8 protein-coding genes and 1 pseudogene are annotated in these 20,827 nt (G+C 34.7%); 7 read left to right on the top strand and 2 right to left on the bottom strand.

All coding sequences use genetic code 11. The annotated features are described in order from the left end of the window. Positions 1-195: 195 nt before the first annotated feature. On the top strand, positions 196-519 hold the full coding sequence (locus MCY_RS07325; RefSeq protein WP_019224580.1) for a hypothetical protein: 324 nt from the start codon (positions 196-198) through the stop codon (positions 517-519). A 3,107-nt stretch (positions 520-3,626) separates the two neighbouring features. Here MCY_RS07325 and MCY_RS09485 read toward each other — a convergent pair. After that, positions 3,627-3,788: a hypothetical protein gene (locus tag MCY_RS09485; protein ID WP_155887044.1), complete on the bottom strand. Its 162-nt coding sequence runs from the start codon at positions 3,786-3,788 to the stop codon at positions 3,627-3,629. Positions 3,789-5,790: 2,002 nt separating this feature from the next. On the opposite strand from MCY_RS09485, the gene MCY_RS07305 reads away from it, so the two are divergent. Then, complete coding sequence (locus MCY_RS07305; protein WP_007347731.1) at positions 5,791-7,002, top strand: MFS transporter; 1,212 nt, start codon at positions 5,791-5,793, stop codon at positions 7,000-7,002. Between the two features lie 338 nt (positions 7,003-7,340). On the opposite strand, the gene MCY_RS07300 is transcribed toward MCY_RS07305, so the two are convergent. Further along, positions 7,341-7,610: a hypothetical protein gene (locus MCY_RS07300; protein WP_007347730.1), complete on the bottom strand. Its 270-nt coding sequence runs from the start codon at positions 7,608-7,610 to the stop codon at positions 7,341-7,343. Positions 7,611-8,560: 950 nt separating this feature from the next. Between MCY_RS07300 and MCY_RS07295 the strand changes: the two genes are divergently transcribed. The 5 genes and pseudogenes from MCY_RS07295 to MCY_RS09690 form a co-directional block, all read left to right on the top strand. Further along, entirely contained in the window at positions 8,561-8,959 is a 399-nt protein-coding gene (locus tag MCY_RS07295; protein WP_007347729.1) for a helix-turn-helix domain-containing protein, read from the top strand. Between the two features lie 1,112 nt (positions 8,960-10,071). After that, complete coding sequence (locus MCY_RS07285; protein WP_007347728.1) at positions 10,072-16,437, top strand: Vomp family autotransporter; 6,366 nt, start codon at positions 10,072-10,074, stop codon at positions 16,435-16,437. Positions 16,438-17,303: 866 nt separating this feature from the next. Then, positions 17,304-17,429: a hypothetical protein gene (locus tag MCY_RS10200; RefSeq protein WP_019224585.1), complete on the top strand. Its 126-nt coding sequence runs from the start codon at positions 17,304-17,306 to the stop codon at positions 17,427-17,429. Between the two features lie 1,068 nt (positions 17,430-18,497). Next, positions 18,498-18,788: a hypothetical protein gene (locus tag MCY_RS07280; protein WP_007347727.1), complete on the top strand. Its 291-nt coding sequence runs from the start codon at positions 18,498-18,500 to the stop codon at positions 18,786-18,788. A gap of 1,227 nt (positions 18,789-20,015) precedes the next feature. After that, a pseudogene (locus MCY_RS09690) lies at positions 20,016-20,827 on the top strand (hypothetical protein); the annotation flags it as partial.

Raw genomic sequence — 20,827 nt, 5'->3', positions numbered from 1 at the left:
GGGTTTAGAATAAGAAAATCTTACTATATTCGGGGCTTTAATTCAATATGCAAAACAGTGAATTATATATATAAATCAATGTGTTGCTAATGCCATGCGACACTGTAGAGCAGATGAAACTGGTCAACACATTCTGTTGGCTGGATGAGTATGCAACCTTTGGAGATACGCAACAAATTCCGAGGAAAAGTAACCTTGGCTAATAACTGGAACATTCCTGATTGGTTGGAAAAAGAAGTGCGGGATCGTGATAAGGTTTGCGTCTATTGCAGGTCAGAATTTACGCCAGTAAACGTTTCCAGAAAAACGGCGGCAAGTTGGGAGCATATCATTAATGACGTATCCATAATCACACGGGAAAATATAGCGCTTTGTTGTTGTGGATGTAATTCAAGCAAGGGACAAAAGCCTTTGCTTGAATGGCTTAATTCTAAATATTGCTCTGACAGAAATATATCTAAAGATTCTGTTGCTCCGATTATTAAGACAGCAACAGCTACAGCACGTTGCAGTGAATAATTGGCTTAATCACCGTATATTTTGCGGCGATTATCCGTTTCCAATGAAGGCAAGGCAGGATTCGAACCCAAAGGGGGTCAATACCCCGCCATTAATGATTCAATAAACTTTCATATAAATTTTATCGCATAACCTTTAAATTTTTGCGTGTACGGAGTTTTTTAAATATTTTCCGTTGTTTGGATCTCTATAAAAACTCTTTATTATTTCTTTCCTGAAAAGATCCGTGCTTGGGAAAATGGAAGTACATAACTTTAGTTAAGAAAAATTAATCGCTTATGAACAAACCAGCCCGTACTGTCTATATATAGCATTATCAACGAACGGGTTGTGTAATTGCGTGGAATAAAGAGGGGGATAATATTTTATTTAAGACAAGAAAATTGAAAGTTTGCTTGAGCTTTCTAGTCGGTTTTTGTTTCTAAAATCGTATTTTTCCATAGAGATCATGGGTCTTAGCCAGTGCTTCTAAGACTATCCACAGAATTATTTTTTTAATTGCTTATTTTTTATCTTTCAGTATTCCAGTTTGAGTTGTAATACAGCACTATCATTATATTTGCCAGCCCCCAATGTTGCGACAGCCCTTGCATTAAGACGGTTCATAAGAGCCATTTTTAGTCCTTTCTTCTATAGTTTCTACCCACATGCCAGCCCCGCTTTTGACGTGCAAATAAGTGATATGAATTGATCCAATCTGAGAGGGTTTAGAATAAGAAAATCTCACTATATTCGGAACTCTCATTCAATATGCAAAAAGTAAATTATCATTATAAATCAATGTATTGACGTTTTTAGACATTTTTGCAGAATACCAATAGCATTTTTTCTTCCTGTAAACTCAAATTTAAATTGTTTGCATTTTATAGCAATTGATATCGAGGAAGTGATATTTACCATTATCATCAATCTTTGATAGAATTTTAAAAGCAATAGTGATTATAGTGCTATTTGCAATTTTTAAAATTAACGTGCTAAATTCATTTTATTCACATCATAGGTAATAAACACTTCAGTTTTTCTAACGTAATATGCTCATATAAATTAATGTCATGAGTATTTATCTATTATCATGATTAGAAAAAGGCTGGTGTAATAATTGAATATCATTCATGCATTGCTTTCTTTTGTTTCTGAGCTTTTTACATCAATAGATGGCTTGTATAAAACAAATAAAGGCGCGCAAAAGCTTACAAGTGTATATAGGATGTGTAATATAGAAAATGAAAAAGTTCGTGTATATATCTGCATATATAAAGTACAATGAAAAATAAAGCTGTTATAATGCGCACACTGGTATTGCCTACCAAAATCACCTTAGCTAAATTTTTGCTAGGTATGATAGCTTGACCAACCGTTATTCCCGATACCCTAAAATAAAATTTCCCAATGTCTAATAAAAAACATTATATAGAGAGTGTGTTAGGTAAAATTTAAATATAAAACAAAAGAGATTGCGATCATTGTAAAAGCCGATATTTGCCATACAAAAAGTGAATTAAAGACAAAAATTTCTGTAAATAATAGAATGAGACAAGATTATTGGCTACAAAGCCCATTGTTAATAAAGTACAAATAAGATTTTAATAGCTATAAATTTTTATATTATCTGATGTTATGGAAGCAAAAACAAGTGGCAATAGAACAATAAATCCTGTATAGAGGAGATAGTTCAAAATACAATTAATCGTAAAAGAACGCAAAGCAGAAATTCTCCAAAGGTACCTAAAATCAATTACATAAGCTTTGAGGCCTAGCTTTTTCAATGGCTTTTGAGTTCTATTTATTTGTTGTATAGATTTTATATTAAACCATAAACTGGCATTTATAAAGATAAATAAATACAACAAAAGCTGCAGCTATTTTTATCCAAAACGCATAATTATACGATATATAAGATATAAATAAATGGAAAAAAAATAATAAAAAAAACTGATAGAAACTAGTATAAAATGCAAAAATATCGGCTTTTAAAGGAACTGAAATAAGTTGCTTCAAGGAATATTATCATTTTTTTTCAATAAGAGAAAGTAAAAAATACAAATAAAGTAAGTACTGGATTATTCATAAAGAATAAAAAATAATAAACCAGCGCAAATAATTTGACTATAAAACCCAATTATAAAGCGCTTGATAACGTGCCAATATACTTTCCAAGTAATATCAGTCTACAATCGCAATTACACTTAACTTAACTACATTTAAAGTAGCAGAAGCTTTTCCCGTTATATTTTGTAATTGTAACGAAGAAACGCTGATAGTTAATGCGTCACTAGCCCAAAAACTTGTCAAACTTCCAATCAAAATCATAAAAAACAGAATTATGTAATTTTCCTCATTCTCAAACAGAACACACAAGCCATGTTGTTATTTTCTCCATTGTTGAATATGAATCGTTACTGAATATAAAATCTAAGTTCAAATATGTTGTAGATATTTATTTTTTGCAAGCCATCCATCAGCATGAATTTTATACTTGGCAATGTTGCGCATATACATTGAGACAAATAATAGGAAATTACTTTTTATATCATAGGTTAACATTTTTTATGATACGATTTTTGGTTTCATTGATAAAAAAGATAATACGCTTCTTTTTCTTAAAGCGATTTGGTGCTTCCGAAAACACTCCCATAATAAAATTAACGGAGCTTTCAAGTAAATCATCTTCATAGCAACGAGCGAATAAGGCGGATGTAATTCTCTTTTTGGCGAAATGCCTATCACGAGAACGTATGTTTTATAATAAGAGATAAGAGTGGCATAAAAGAAATCTTGAGCATCAAGCACATCTGTTGATAGCCTCTCCATTTAAAGCAGCATATATTCTGCACCAATCAATTTTTCTTGGATCCTATAGGCCTCATGATGTTGCGTCAAAAATATTTTTTTCTAGTCGATTTCAGAAGTACACGTTATCATTTCCTCAAGGCTGGAAAAAAACAAAACGTCATCATGGTCTGCAGAATCATTCGACTTTACTACATAGTCGCTGAGGCTTTCAAAATCATCGAGATCACAAAATCGCTTTTTATAAGAATTTTCGATTGTATGTAAGATAAAGCCTTTTCACAAAGGCGCTTTTGGGTTGCTGCCTTTTCTTATCGTCAATCGGTTATCAAGGGGGTATTTGCAGGGTAATCATAATAAGCAGCCAATTGCTCTGCACAATGAATACTGCCTTCAGATCCTGTTATCACGGCTTGTATGGTATTGGTCGGAAAGCATTTCTTTATCTCATCTACGCTATGAAGATTCGCTTCTGCCATATCTGATAAGCAAGTATAAGGTGTGAAGAAAAAGCTGGTTGAGAGACAATAGTAACAGTTAAAGTCCAATTTTTGCAAAGCAGGATATAAGGCACTTGTAGAGAAATGATCAACAATAAGGATGGATTTTTCTTATGCTTTGCTAGCTATGAGGAAAGAAAAAGAACATAAATAAAGATTATCAATCTTATAAGAGAGAGCAGATAAATTGTTGCCTGTGGTCCTATAAGGCGCTTGTCAGAAGATCAAGCATAACATAATCGGTCGATTGGGAGAGAGTATAAAGCATGCCACTATAGCTTCCCACAAACACTGCTTGAGCCTCCATTTTGGTAGCTTCAATCATATGTTTACGGGTATTAATTCACATGGTATTTATCGAAAAACTGATAAAAAAGCAAAGCACCACAGCCAAATAAGGTGATTGTGTGGTGCTAAAATAAGATCATCCACACTAGCATAAGGGTTGTGGGAAGATAAATTCAGAGCGAGGGATTTTGAGAAAGCAGCTAAAGAAACACCCACCACCGCAACCGCGTTGCACAGACTATAATATTCAGAGCCAAAATTTTCACACTCTAAAAAAGATTAGTTGTCAGTGTATTATAGTTGCAAATGTGAAAGTCAATAAGGCCTATACCTATGCATAAAGGTTTAAGTTCTAGAGAAAGCTTATCCGCCTGTGGCATGAGCATTGGCTCTTTATTAGTAGTAGAGGATGAATCACTCGTAGTGCTTAGCAGGATTATATTCATCGCGAAATATGACATTTCTGGCTACAAGGCTCAATGATAATATTAAACGCACAAATAGATGCAATCAAACCATTATAATCTATCTCAGTTGTTATCTCTCCCGTATGCTAGTTATTCTAAGAGATAACCACTCAGTGCTGCTCTCCAAAAGGCGCAAATCTTCTGCACCACTGTTGCATGATGTGGGAACCTTTGGGGCATTAATATAGCCATAAAGTGCTAATTTAGTCTTATAAGTTTTCAGCGTACTTAAGGTGATTAAAGAAAGATGACCGATAGATATAGAAACAGCAATAAAACCAAAGGAGGAGTTAATATGATGAAAAAGAGCAATTAATAAAAAGAAGATTGTCGATGATAATGCGCCTTTTGTATAGATTTACCAATCGCAGCGAGTCTTTGATACGTACCAGGCCAATTTTTTCAAGAGAGAGAGTATATGTGGTTCCAAAGTTATGGTGATGCCTAAAAAAACGATAAAGATATTATGCAATCAGCGTTCCAAAGGTCACTTAAAAATAACACCGTATTTAGAAAGATGGCAGGACAACAAGCCTATAAAATCGAAACACTAATTGTTTTTATACAGGTCTCCCCATGTATAATTTTTCTAAATAGATACCATATGGTGTTATCCACCTCACAATTACGATGTATAAGAAAGTTCTCGTCGTTTATTATGGTCAAGTATAAATTCCGAAGGAAAATGGAGTGGAGACAACTTTTTGCCATCTTCTATAGGGTTGATATTTACATTCTCCTCCACATCAAATGATGCATTTTGAAAGTGAATTATTTTGGGATCAATCAGTCAAAGATTCCATACAGTATCTCTTATAAAAATCTGTTTAATTTCTGGTGATATTATTATTTTAATGCTTTTCGTTAGCATAAAATTTATAATCTATTAGTTGCAACTATCAATCTCAAATACTTTACTGTAAAGATGAGATAGCTTATCCACTTTGTAGCTGTTACAGCCAAAACAATTGATTTTAGTGCTACTGTATTATGTCCATAAATATAAACTCTCAATGAGAGTGAAAATGTTTATGAATCTTCAGTATTTTAAGATTACTCTACATTATATCTAAGGTACTATTTTTCATAAAAAATTAATTACGTTCTAACAAAATGAGGAATTTTTTTCTTTAAATTTAGTAAATTAAAATAAAAGCTGTAAAAAATATATTTTTTGAATGTGATTATAGTGCATATTAAATGATGTGTGTATGAGGGAATAATTGATGTTCGCTGCAAATTTGAAAGAACGCGCTGCTTTATTCGAGAATAGAACTTTTTTCTATTTTACGTTGAGCGGTTTGTTTGCCACATTTGGAAATGGACTAAATTATATTGCATTATCATGGCTTGCTTACAATCAGACGAGTTCAATTCGTGGTGTAGCGCTTCTAATGTTTTTTCTCTGGATACCGAGCATTCTTTTTGCACCTTTTTGGGGGGTATTGGCGGATAAATACAATCGTAAAATACTGATTATCATTTCAAATTTTGTTAGAGGTTTGGTGCTCGTTGCTTGGGTAATACTTTGGCAATTGGGCATAGAAATTGATTTGATGATCTTATCTACACTGTTGGGTGTTTTTATTTCTTTTTATATGCCGTCAGCTATTCCTTTAATTCAGAGTATCGTTCCCCAAAAACAACTCATTAATGCAAATGCAACAATCGATATGGTCTATGAATTTGGCACTATCATAGGTATGGGGCTTAGTGGGGTTATACTAGCCTGTTTAGGAACAAAAGGAACACTTCTTATAGGCGGCATATTTTTTATTATTGCTGGTTTGTTTAACGTTGCAATGAAGGTACCTAAAAACCAAAGATCTAAAAGACAAACCGAGCAAAACTGGTGGGAAAATTATAGAGTATCCCTTCGTTATTTTAAGCAGAATCCAGCTCTTTTTATGCCTTATATAAGCCAGATGATTATTATGATGCTTTTAATGACCATCCCTGTTATTCTCGTTCCTTATACACAAGAGGTCTTAAATGCGAATAGCAGGACTTTTGCAATATTTGAGGCGTTTTATTCCCTGGGTGTATTGACTGGTGCGTTTTTTTTGCCACTTTTTTGTAAAGTTTTATCTATAAGGAAAATATTAGCCATTTTATTAGCTGTTATGGCTATTGGCCTCGCTATTTTGTCTATTAATACACACACTGTTATTGTTTTTCCTGTTTACTTTATGATTGGATTTGGACTTTCGAGTTGGGCTCTTTCAATTTCTTTATCACAACTCTCTTGTGATCCTGAATACCAAGGGAGACTACAGGCAAATTTTAATGGTATCTCTGGATGTTTTATCCTTGGAGTTTATCTTATTATGGCAAGCAGTAGCAGCATCATATCGCCTCAATCGATATATTTTCTTCAAAGTATTGTTGCGCTTGTTGGAATATTCATTGTATTGTTTTATAAACATGAAAAACAATAAGTTACATTTGTGTGTTAAATATACGCTATTTCACAAATGTTTACGCTGCGGAATATCTTATATTTTGTTGTTAAAGGGTATGTGAGCACATGTGAAAATTGATGATTTTAAGGAATAAAGCATAAATTTATGTATGCTATAAAATATTCTTTATTTTTTAATGGTGACCCAAAAAGGTTGATGTATTTTAATTCATCTCGTTTTTGTAAGGAGATAAAGACGCAAAGTTTTCAGGATTCTTAGAAGTTTTTTTGTTTTCAGTATAGCTGAAAGAAAAACAATTAGGTAATTTCTTGTTACAGGAGAAGAGAGTATAATATTACGAGGAGAATATTGCGTTATTTTTGTTTTTCAAAATCCACAGAAAAAATTGTATCAATTTCATCCTCATTGAAATGCGTATTTCTACGACGATTCAAGGTTTGCACAATCTCTTTTTTCAAAATAGCATCTGTTTCACTTAAACGGTGAATACTGAGTTCTAATTCAAGAGATAAAGCTAAATCCACGCACAATTTAAGCTCTTCTCCAATATCGAAACCACGTTGATAATTGTCATACAGACCAACCAGTGTATCAGATAATTCTTTATCGCATAAAGAGGTCACGCTTAATTCCTCCATGTTGCGGTTTCTTGTGCAGCTTTGGTATGTTTAGGTATCACTCCACTATCGTCACCTAGAATTGCCATGTATACGAACCTTATGGTTTTGTCAATTTTTTGTAAAATACATGCTTTTAAATCAATGTTTGTTGGAAACTTTATTACTCTAAGCTTTTAAAGTTCCCAATGATATGTATAGCAATATGTTCACTATATTGAACTTATCGCATTTAAGATACATTGCCAAATGACTTTTAATTTGCGCATGGAAGAAATATTTTGACGATAGACCAACTCTCCTGAAATCTCTATTGCCAATCACAACTAACTCAATGCTATTAACATCTACAATAAGTAAACATGGTTTATAAGCATCGAGCTTTTTAATAACGAATGATGATCTCATTTTTTATAGAATAGCAATTATTTTACTTATTTGATATTGATTTTTAGACATTAATAACTCTTTTAAATAACTCTTTTATCTTATAAAAAAACTATGGGAAATGTATTTGCATATTTTTGTAATAAGATGTCAGTGGTATATTGCGCGGCATGCAATGAAGAGATCCGTATAGGGCTTTTACTGCTCTGAAACATATGACTGTGTTTTTTGAAAGAACCGTTGCTAAAAGTTGGCTCGACGATCATACAATTGGCAATGGCAGGTGTGTTCTCCTGTGATAGAATATCCAAATATTTTTAATACTAGAGATCGATATTTGGTAAACTTTTACGCGTTTTGCTTAGATTGTATGAGAATGGGGTAGCTTAACAAAATACTATGGTGGTTACTTTCTTTGTGTGATTATCAATCATTTTCGCTCCTGTTTAAACGAATGCTCCACTCCCCATTTTTGTGGGGTTACGTAGGTAAATCTTTGCCCAACATAAGAGACATTAACAAGAAGTGTAATGCAAATATTGCATTGATTCAACGCATTATTGTGTCATTTGGCAAAAAAAGAAATTGAGTCCAAAACAGCACTGGCGAAACGTTTATATTTGATACGAGCAAGTTTGCTGCTTAGTAGGTATCTAATAGCGGTTCATTTAGGTATTAATAAAGCTATTTATGATCACGCTGAAAGAGGTACGATTTTTCCTAATGCAGAATTTTTGGTTGTTCTATCGCATAAATTAAAAGTCAATTTAACCTGGCTTGTAACGGGTAATGAGATGTTTTCGGATATGGCAAAGGCGAAAGTAGCTAGTTTAAAATTGCAAGCGATCCCTGTTGGGTTGATGAAAAAGCTTGGACATTTAGTTTATATGAATTATCGTGATGCAAAAATAGATATGCTTTCTGAATATGTAGTAGAATTTGCGGCAGAGCTTTACGGAAAATTGTAAAAGTTTATTCAAAATCTCAACAATATGGAAGAAGTCGAATCTACTTTCTACTTTTAAAACTTCATTTAAAGCGTAAAATTGAATGTGAAAAACACCTCCAATAATTTCACAAGATACGAACGAATAGCCCTTTTAAAAAGTGGAACTTTTTTTATCATGAAAAATTGTAAATCAATATATTAATCTGATATAGATAAAACAGTTTATAAAAAGAATTACGGTTGATAATACAAATAAAATTTGTTCAAAAAAAAACTAATATCATTCTGAAATATGTGTTGATTGAAGTAAAAGATAAGGGCAACAGTGAAAATACAGTGGATTATATGAGGGGAAAGAGTTTAGAAAATAGCTTCTTTTCAGTTTGTGATATTAAAAAAACTTATATAATAGTAAAATGATAATACGGCCGTAATCTTATTATGGCGTCGAAGCTATATTTGGTTCTTATAGAATAATAGCCATATAATAGAAAAAAGAACGAAAGACTTCTTATAGCGCGCTTTTATCTTTTTATGAAGACGTTGCAATGAGCACGTTGGAGCTTTTTACAGAACGCACCTCATTATATTAATATTAGGAAATATGTTTTCCAAAGATGCACATCTTACGAGAGAAGGTTATCGCATAACAAAAAGTAAGGTTATCATGATAATTATTATCTATTACATTAAGTTATAAAAATTATAAATTTGTTTTTATAAGAACAGCTATTTTATTGAGAAGTATTTTTACAACTTTATAAAAAATTATTTTTACACTCTTGCCATTCTTCTGATGCGCTTTATTTGAAAAGTAAAATTGCTCTTTAGTGAAAGTATTTTGTTAAGAGATAAATCGCAGTATTTTTGAATGGAGATAATGGTATATTTTCAAAACTTTGTGTTTTTATTTATTTTTTAGCTTGAATCCCTCTAGCTAAAAGGGTTGGGGACTTTTCTAGATTCGATGTTGTTGCGAAGATTTTAGAGCGATACCGCAATAAGTAGCGGTATCGGGAGGGGAGGGTTTTGTCTTGATTTATTGGTTTTTGAAATGCGCGAACTCAAGGGTTTTGCCATGTGTGTTTTTGCGCGTTGTGATGATGTTGAACTCTGTTGGAGGAGATTCTTATGAAAAAAAAATATTCCACACCAAATTTAATTAAAGCTGTTTCGCTCAGCACAGCAATGGCTACACTTTTATCGAGTGTTTCTCCTGTTTTTGCGGCAAATCTTGCGATAGTAGGAGCGGCTAATCAAAGTACAAGTCTTACTGGCGTTGTATATGCACGGGGTAGTCATGGCAGTATTGTTTTCGCTGGTGATGATGATCACTGTGGTGCAGACAACGTTGTTGGTCGTGGTGGCAAGCAACAGGAGAACATTAATAATAAAATAACTGCAGAGGAGCAATATGAGAGATTTGTTGGTGAGAAAGTTTTTGGAAGTCGTAGTCCTTATGGTACGACCACTGAAAAGGTTACTTGGCAGGGTGATGGAGTTACGACTAATAATGGTGCTTATATGGGGACACCGACTTTTGGTATCGTTAACGCTATGCCTGAAGCTTTTGGTATTTATTCTTTTGTAACGGGTTGTGGAGCAGCAGCAACGGGGAATTATTCAACAGCATTCGGTGCTGGTGCAACCACAAAGGCTGGTGGAGCACAAGCTTTTGGTGTTTCTGCACTTGCAGGAGGTATAGCAAGTGTTGCTATGGGCGTGGGATCAGAAGCGGTGGGGAAATCTTCAGTTGCTATTGGAGGGCTTGCAAATGCATTAGGCACAAATAGCATTGCTTTAGGTACAAAGGTGAAGGCAGAAAAGAATTATACGGTTGCTATAGGTACAGATGCTAACGCTTTAGGTTCAGGTTCTATTGCAATAGGGGGTAGGCGCTCTGACAGAACTGAAGAAAATGATCCTACAAGAAGATTAGAAGCAAAAGGTGAAAATTCGATTGCTATAGGTACATTTGCTTATGCTGAAACGGATGATTCTGTTGCCATTGGTGTGAATGCACAAGTATTTTCTAAGGATGGTGTTGCTGTAGGCGGGGGGTCTATTTCTGATAGAGACAAGGGTGTTGCTGGTTATGATCCTTACTTGAATTCTGCATCGACAAACACCAATATAGCATGGAAAAGCACCACAGGTGCTTTTAGTGTTGGTGAAGTTGGTGGTAGTGGTAATGGGACGCTAACACGGCAGATTACAGGGGTAGCGGCTGGTTTTGAAGATACCGATGCAGTTAATGTTGCACAGTTGAAAGCTTTGAGAAATGTCATAGCAGGAGGAGGGGCTTGGAAACTTTCTGTTAATGATACAGATCCTGCAGACGTGGATCCAGGCAGCACAGTAGATTTTTCAGTGAATACGAATAATGGTGGAGTAGGAAAGGACAACTTAAAAATTGAAAAAAGCAATGAAAACACTAAGCATAAAATCCAATTTATTTTGAGTGATACTCTTCAGTTGACACAAGTCACCACAGGTCAAAGCAAGATGAGCGATGACGGCTTTTTTGTTAATGGTCAAGATGGTTCACGCATGACTGTGGATGGCTTTTTTATTAATGATAATGGTCCAAGTATGACTGTGGAAGGTATTGATGTTGCCAATCAAAAGATTACAAATGTAGCAGAGGGGACTGAAGATACCGATGCAGTAAGTTATAAACAGCTGAAAGATATAATACAGCTTGCCGAAAAAAGTTGGAAGCTTTCTGTTGATGGTAACAATGCTACAGATGTTAATGCTGGTAGTACAGTAGATTTTATTGCTGGTGATACTAGGGGTGGCGGTAAAAATATCATAATTGAAAAAGATAGCGACAATAAAGTCAAATTTTCTTTAAAGGATCAGCTTACGCTAATAAGTGTTACTACAGGCAACAGCATAATGAGCAGCGATGGCTTTTCGTTTATTGATGGTAATGGACCAAGTATGACTGTGGAAGGTATTAATGCTGGCGATAAAAAAATTACAGGAGTGGCTAAGGGAGAAAGGGGTACGGATGCTGTAAATGTTTCACAGCTGCAAGAGGTACAAGCACTTGCAGAAAATGGTTGGAAACTTTCTGTTGATGGTAACAATGCTACAAATGTTACAGCTGGTAGTACAGTAGATTTTGTTGCGGCTACGAATGATAAGGGTAATAAGAATATCAAAATTAAAAAAGACAATAATAACGACAAGAATCAAGTCACATTTTCTTTGAATGATAATCTTGAATTGATGAGTGTCACGACAGGCAACAGCATTATGAGTGATAACGGGTTTGAGTTTATTGATGAAGGACCAAGCATAACTGTGGAAGGTATTGATGCTGGTGATAAAAAGATTACAAATGTATCAGAGGGGACTGAAGATACCGATGCAGTAAGTTATAAACAGCTGAAAGATGTAAGACAGCTTGCAGAAAAAAGTTGGAAGCTTTCTGTTGATGGGAAAAATGCTACAGATGTTCCAGCTGGGAGTACAGTCGATTTTGTTGCAGTTAAGCATTCAGACAATGCAGGTAATGAGAGTGAGAACACAAATATTAAAATTGTCAAAAGCGAGGGAAATAAAGTATCCTTTGATTTAAATGAATATATTAAAGTTGGTCGTGTAGAAACGGGGCTTAGCAGTATGAGTAATGCTGGATTTATGATCAAGGAAGGTCCAAATATGACCAAGGGTGGTATCTATGCTGCCAATACAAAAATTACAGGAGTACAAAAAGGTACTAATGAAAATGATGCTGTTAATGTTTCACAGTTAAAGACAGTAGAAGAGAAAATAAAAGAAGTAGCAGATAATAGTCTTGTTAAATGGGAAGAAGACAGAAAGCTTATCACTATTGGTGCACAAAAAGATGGTATCGAAATCAATGTTGCAAATAGTGATGATGAAAATCGAATTATTTCTGGCGTTAGAGATGGAAAAATTAGCCATGATTCAACAGAAGCAATCAATGGCCATCAGCTTTTCAGTTATGCTGATAATATATCAAAATATTTTGGTGGTGAGACAGATGTGATTAATGGTATCAACCCAACTTTTACTGTTCAGGACAAAAAACATGACAATGCAACCGATGCGTTTGCTTCTATTGATACTTCTATCACGGATATTTACACGCAGATTAACAACGTAACAAATGATAGCCTTGTTAAATGGAATGAGGATAAGAAGCTTATTACCATTGGTAAGGGAAAAGGCGGTACTGAAATCAATGTTGCCAATTCGAATGGCGAAAGTCGGGTTATTTCTGGTGTTGCGGATGGTAGTTTCAAAAAAGATTCAACAGAAGCTGTAAATGGTAGTCAGATTAATACAATATCTGGAGTTATTGCAAAGTCCTTTGGTGGAGATGCAGCATTTCAGGACGGTGTCTTTGTAGGACCAAGCTATAATTTATCTAAAGTTTCTACGGATGGTACAGTAGAACAGAAAACTTTTAAAAATGTTGGCGATGCTCTTGAAGGCCTTGATGTGAATGTCCGAAATGTGAATAAACATATACAATATGTAGACAAGAAATTTGATGATAAATTTGATCAATTATCTCAAGATGCCTTGCTTTGGAGTAAAACAGAAGGTGCATTTGTTGCACTTCATAAAAACGATGGAAGAAAAACAAATAGTAAGATTAAGTTTCTTGCAGATGGCGATATCTCAGGAGATTCAACAGATGCAATTAATGGCTCTCAGATTAATACAATATCTGGAGATATTGCAAAATTCTTTGGTGGTACTGCAGATTTTCAGAATGGTGCTTTTGCAGGCCCACGATATAATTTATCTAAAGTTTCTACAGATGGTAAAGTAGAACAGAGAATTTTTAAAAATGTTGGCGATGCTCTTGAAGGTCTGGATGTGAATGTCAAAAATGTCAATAGCCGTATAAAATATGTAGACAATAAATTTGATGATAAATTTAATAAGTTTTCTCAAGATGCTTTGTTGTGGAGTGAAAATGAAGGTGCATTTGTCGCACTTCATGGGCCAAATGGACAGAAGACAGATAGTAAGATTAAGTTCCTTGCAGATGGTGATATCTCAGGAGATTCAACAGATGCAATTAATGGTTCTCAACTTTATAAGATGGGTGATCAAGTTGCAAATTATTTCGGTGGTGGTGCTAGCTATAAGAATGGAGAATGGAGCAAGCCTACTTTTAAGGTTGTTCAGCGTAATGTGGATGGCACTATTGTTGAAAAAACGCATCATAATGTCGCTAATGCTTTTGAAGATGTCGATAATTCTATCACGGATATCTATAATCAGATTAACAATGTGACAGAAAATAGCCTTGTGAAGCAGGAGAGAGAAGATGGTCTCATTACTATCGGTAAGGCGACAGGTGGCACTGAAATCAGCATTGTAAATAAAGATGCTATGGAGCGTACACTTTCCGGTGTGAAAGATGGGAAACTTTCTCAAACATCAACGGACGCCATAAATGGTTCACAACTTTTTGCTACGAATAAAAATGTTTTAACTGTTACTGATAATCTCAAAAAAGTTGCTCAAAATACATCGAAATATTTTGGGGGAAGTACGGATGTACTCGAAGGTATAGAACCCTCTTTCTTTATTCAGGGAAAGACACATCATAATGTTTTTGATGCATTTACTGGTGTCAATACTTCGATCACAAATATTGATAATAAGATTTCCGATGTGATAAAAAATAGTCTTGTTAAGCAAGATGAAAACTCAAATCTTATCACGATTGGTAAGGATACAGCTGGAACTGAGATCAATATTGCCGGATATGGTAAGGTAGCACGCAAGATTTCTGGTTTGAAGGCAGCAGAAAAAGGGGATGAAGCTGTTAACAAAGACCAACTTGATAAAAGCATAGAGGATATTACTAAAGATATTGAGAAAGCAAGTGCTGCTGCGGTTCTCTACGATAAGAATGGCGATGGTTCTGTTAATTATGGCAGTGTGACTTTAGGAGGCAATAAAAATGACAGCCCAGTTGCTCTTCATAATGTCAAAGATGGTAAACTTTCCCAAGATTCTCACGATGCAATCAATGGTAGTCAGATTAATAAGATAGCTGAAAGTATTGCAAAGTACTTTGGTGGTGGTGCAAAGTTTATTAACGGTGCCGTTGAAGGGCTGAAATATACTTTATCCGCTATTGTAGATGGTGAGGTAGGGAAGGCTAATTTTTATGATGTTGGTTCAGCTTTAACAGGTCTTGATAAGAATGTTAAAGATGTGAATCAGCGCTTAACGAATGTATCCAATGAGTTTAATCAGAAAATTGAGGGGATCTCAAAAGATGCTTTACTGTGGGATGATGAAGAAGAAGCATTCGTTGCACGTCATGAAAAAAATGGTAAGAAAACAAACAGCAAATTGAAATATCTTTTAGATGGTGAGATTGCTAAAAATTCAACAGATGCCATTACGGGTAACCAGCTTTATCTCATGAGCAACAAGCTTGCTAGTTATTTCGGAGGCGGTGCCAAATATGAGAATGGTAAATGGACAGCACCTAGTTTCAAGATTGTTCAAGTTGATGCGAATGGTAAAATTGTTGAGAATAACTATAATACAGTTGCTGAGGCCTTTGGTGGTATTAATAGCGGTATGTCAAATATTAATAACCGTATTGATGATGTTATCAACAAGGTTGATTCAGATGCTTTAAAGTGGAATAAGGATAAAAAAGCTTATGATGCTAATCATGATGGTCAGCCGAGTAAGATTATCAATGTAGCTGATGGTAAAGTTGAAAAAGGTTCGAAAGATGCGATTAATGGTGGACAACTTTGGGAAACCAATGAACGTGTCGCTGATGTTGAAAAAGATGTTAAGCATCTTAACAACAGAGTTGATAACATTTCAAATACGATTGCTAATATTGGTGATGTCGTTAACAATATTGATGGCAAAGTTAACGTCATTAATAATAGAGTTGATATCATTGAAGAGGATGCAGTTCGTTATGACAGAGATGAAAACGGCAAAAAGACCAATAAAATCACACTAGCGGGTGGTAATGCGAGTGAACCTGTTGTGATTGATAATATCGCTGATGGTAAAATTGAGAAAGGATCAAAAGAAGCTGTAAATGGTGGTCAACTCCATGACTATACTAAAGAACAAATGAAGGTTATTCTTGATAAATCCAAACAATATACGGATCAACGGGTAAACAATATTGTGATTGACGCGATTGACGATGCTGTTGATCAGGCTAAACAATATACAGATATGAAGTTTGATGTTTTAAACTACCGCATTGATAATGTGAAAAAAGAGGCAAGACAAGCAGCAGCTATTGGTTTAGCGGTCTCTAACTTGCGCTACAATGATACACCTGGAAAATTAAGCGTTGGATTTGGTACTGGTTTATGGCGTAGTCAATCTGCAGTTGCCTTTGGTGCGGGTTACACCTCAGAAAATGGAAAATATCGTTCTAATATATCCGCAACGACTTCTGGGGGGCACTGGGGTATAGGTGCGGGATTCAATATGACATTGAATTGATACTAAACAAAATACATAAAAAAGTCTTTTCACCCTTGTCTTATGAGACAAGGGTGGATTGTTTTTACGTATGTAAAAAATACGCCATATAAATTGATGATTGCTATAATGATAAATATGGGTTTAAAAAACAGAAAAAACCTGTCTTTTTTCAGTAAAGCGAATTTTTTATTCAAAATAAGATAATGAGCATTACGTTATACAGTTCATTATTTTCTGCTTTAAGCTTTTCAATCTAAAAGAACTATAGGGCTTTCCAGCTAGAAAAAACTGAATACCTTTTTACGCTTGAGAAAGCCAAAAATTTACTAAAAACTTTCTGCTAAGACAAAAACATATCTTTAAATTTATTTTAACTTTTTGGATGAGGTTATAAAAACAATGTAATAACTGAGTTGCATTTCTTACAAAGAATAACCAATAAGTTTAAATTAATAATGCATCACTCTATGAAAGAAATTTTACCTTCTTAGGAAGTATAAAGAAAGTAAAACGCACTAACCTTAAGATCTAAAGACCCAACTTCTCTCTTTTCAATCAGTCCTTAGATTGATGAATGGCTAATGGGATAGTCCAAAGTTTAAAATTCAAATTTTCCATTCTGAGAAGCATGAGATTGAAGAAGAAATTTTCTGCATGTATCAAAAGCTTTAAAGTATGTTATTAAGTTTTATACAAACCTCATCAAGGAGCTTAAAAAATCTTCTTATGGTATTTTTAAAATGGCATTCCAAATCACAAAATATTAAATTGTCGCGCGTGAGGAAGAAAGTGGGCAAAGAAATATTGTGATCGGTACTGAATCAAAAATAGCAGGAGATGCAGGAGTTTGCATTAGGAAAAGATTCAACGAACATTGATAATGCATGGAAATTCAGTCTCAATATTTTAGTATTGGTGATATTGCGAATGGTAAAATCAGACAGATTGTAGGTGTTATGGCTGATATCAGCGAATATCAGCGAAGTGATGTTGCCGATGTTTTCAGTTGAAAGTGGTCAGTAGTCTCATCTAAGTGGGATAATGAGTTAAAAAGCGTTAAGATTGCTAGTGATAGAGGAGGCAATGAACTAAACTTTGCCAATAGTGGTGCTTTTATCGTAAAAATAGAAGGGTGAGACACGGATTTTTATCGGTAGGATGCATGATCATGAAGTTGTGAACAAACTCAACTTGATAAGGAAACAACTGGCTCGTTACTGAAGAGATTAAAAAGTTAATTTTACGGCTGTTTTCTACGATCTAATATAAAGCGAAGAGAGTGATCCACATCAGAAACCTATAGATCTAGGTAAGAGGCGAGTTATGTTTGAAGTTTTCGATGGCAGAGGCGGTCTCTTTTCGGAATATTGATGTAGGTAAGGATTGTAAAAGGATCAACGGATCCAGTGAATGAAAGGTATTGTGGGTTTTATAGGCGGGAGTACTGGTTATGATGAAAATGGCACATGGACCAGATCGAAATTTAAGGTAAAAAAAACCTTCAAAGAAATGATATAGAAGGCGAAGAAGAATCTACAAGTGTTTCTCAAGCATTTGAGCTTGTAAGTAATTCTTTCACGCATGTTGTTAAGGGCTTTACTGAAAAAATTACCATAATATCATAGGTTATCACGGGGAATTTTCTAAGGCGATGCTTTATTGTGAAATGCAAGCACAAAAGCTTTTATTTTCTAGCATGAAAAGGTTAGCAAGGCAAACAGTAAGAGTACATTTTGGGTGGCAAGGAATTTGACGAAAGATTTCAAGGATGCGATTCTAGGTAGTTTTTCAGTGGATACTTGTCTCATATTTTGGTGGTGATGCAGGTTATTATAAGGAAAGAATCAAGTAAGCATTTTAAGTATTCAATGGGGGCAGAACGCCAGGAGATAAAAATGAGTGTTATAGTATATTGGAAGCATTTGATGCGGTAATAACAAGGAAGCACCATCAACGATTGTATAAAAGAAGTTGAAAAAGATGTATTTTCGAATGGTCTGAATAAGAATCGAGGAAAAAATGGTTACGATTTTTCTCACGTTGCTGATAGGGAGGAGGATTTCAAGTAAGGATTATCAATGTGGATAAGTATAGTAGAAAAAGGTTCAAAAGATGCTGTAAGTAGCGGTCAATTTTTGGAAAATCAGCAGATGATGATCGATCAGGTAAAGAATATTGAGAATAAAGTGACGTTATTTTATAGAGAAGAAGGTGCTCTAGGAGGAACAGATAATGTAGCTGATGATAAAATTGAAAAGGCTTCGCAAGAATCGATTAATTGTGTCGTTGAGGGGGACAGAAGCAAGATAAGCAGTGACTTTTGGTTTGGTAGTGTCGGAGTTTTTTGTTATAACGATGCATTTAAGTGAAGGCTTTCATTTGGGAGATTGTTTCTTGGTGTAGTCGATTTGTATTTTCTTTTGGTGCTCGAATAATAGTGCAGATGGCGGTTTCATTTTTTTGAATCGCTCTGTTCTGAGTGCAAGAAGCCATTGTAGTTTAAGCGTGGGAGTAAATTTAACGTTGAATGAATAATAAAAAAGAATGCATTTTTGTTTTATCAGATTAAGAGCGAAAATTTTATATTGAGAGAAGGGGGAATTTTACAAAGAAATTCCAAGAGGTGGATAATCCTAAATTCTCATAACAGCATATTTTGTAGTTACAGGTTTAGTTTAGCTGATTTTCGTGAGAAGTGAATCACTTTAACAAAAAATTTACGAATACAGAATAATTCTTTTATACATTCTCTTCTATAAATTAGTAGAAGACATGATTAGATATGTATTCTAAAAGTATATATATTTCATTGAGAGAATCAATTCATTAGAAGGGTATTCTTAAAGAAATAAGAGGGTTCTATTTTGTTACGTTACTTATTCTTCTATCATCGGGCAGTGGAACTGATTAAGTAAGACTTACTTTGATAAATAGGGGTATCTAAAACAAATAACACATCAACGCTTCTACAAAAACTTATTAGCACACACAATGAATCCATAAATTTTTAAGAATAGAGATATTTATTAAAATCATTCATTTTTTTCTTGCTATTTTTCTTAATAGCCTATAGGAAAAGATATATATAAAGGCATTAAAAGTATTTACAAAGCGGGGGACCACGACATATGAAAGAATCACACAACCACCCTATCTTAAAAATCTTCAAAAGACACCTCTCCAAATTCGAAGAGTATTTCGCTTATTTTTACGCTAAAAGGACGCTCTCCCTCCAGAAAAGATTCTAACACTCTTAGGAAACGTCTTCTTCTTTTTTCGCATAACCACCTTTTATTACCTCTTAAATACAAAACATTTAATAATAGCACACAAACATGTCTCTATGCGTATCTCACTTTTTCTCATTTTTAAATTCAAAGACTTTTCCACAAAAAAATCCCCCCTAACAACTTAAAATCACAGCTTTATGAACCGGATTATCAATCTTTCAAATAATAATATTATTTAAATAGTTCTTTTTTTCACTCTGACAACCTTAATTTTTATAAAACAAGAAAAAATATCTTCTGAAACTTTCTAACAGCAGAATATGTCTTTTTAATGTTTTTACTCTGTTTTTACTTGGAGAATTTGTTATGAAAAAAATACATATCATACCACGAACATCAGTAGTAAGTAATTTGAAAAATTCTTGCTCATCTTATAGATTACCTTTTATTAAAACACTTTTATTGATTTCAGTAACTGCTTTGTTTTCAAATGCGTCTTTTGTTTTTGCTGCCTCAGCTGAGGTGGGAATTGGGGCTGAGAATCTTTTAGGCGATAATAAACGTAACGTGGTTCCCCAGTTGGCAGCCGGTGTTGAGCTTGGCGAGAATTCAAAAAATGCCCCACATACTAATGTTCAAAACGGACTTGGTGGCAAGGTGAGCAGCAGTGATAATGTGGTTAAATATGATACCGATGCGCAGGGAGTGAAAACTGGTACGATCACTTTAGGTGTACAGAAAGAGGACAATGAGGAAGTGCAACCAGTAAGAATAAACAATGTATTCGGTGAAGAGATTACAGAGAATTCAAAATTCGCTGTTACTGGCGGACAGCTTTTTAATGCTCAAAAAGAACTTGGCGGCAAGATAGGTTCCGTTCAAGAAGAGCTTGGCGGTAAGATAGGTGCCGTTCAAGAAGAGCTTGGTAGCAAGATAGGTGCCGTTCAAGAAGAGCTTGGCGGTAAGATAGGTGCTGTTCAAGAAGAGCTTGGCGGTAAGATAGGTGCCGTTCAAGAAGAGCTTGGCGGCAAGATAGGTGCCGTTCAAGAAGAGCTTGGTAGCAAGATAGGTGTCGTTCAAGAAGAGCTTGGCGGCAAGATAGGTGCCGTTCAAGAAGAGCTTGGCGGCAAGATAGGTGCCGTTCAAGAGGAGCTTGGCGGCAAGATAGGTGCCGTTCA

This window comes from Bartonella rattimassiliensis 15908 (genome assembly GCF_000278215.1).
Classification (GTDB): domain Bacteria; phylum Pseudomonadota; class Alphaproteobacteria; order Rhizobiales; family Rhizobiaceae; genus Bartonella; species Bartonella rattimassiliensis.
Note: the sequence above shows the minus strand (reverse complement) of the source record. Positions and strands in the feature narration are given on the sequence as shown.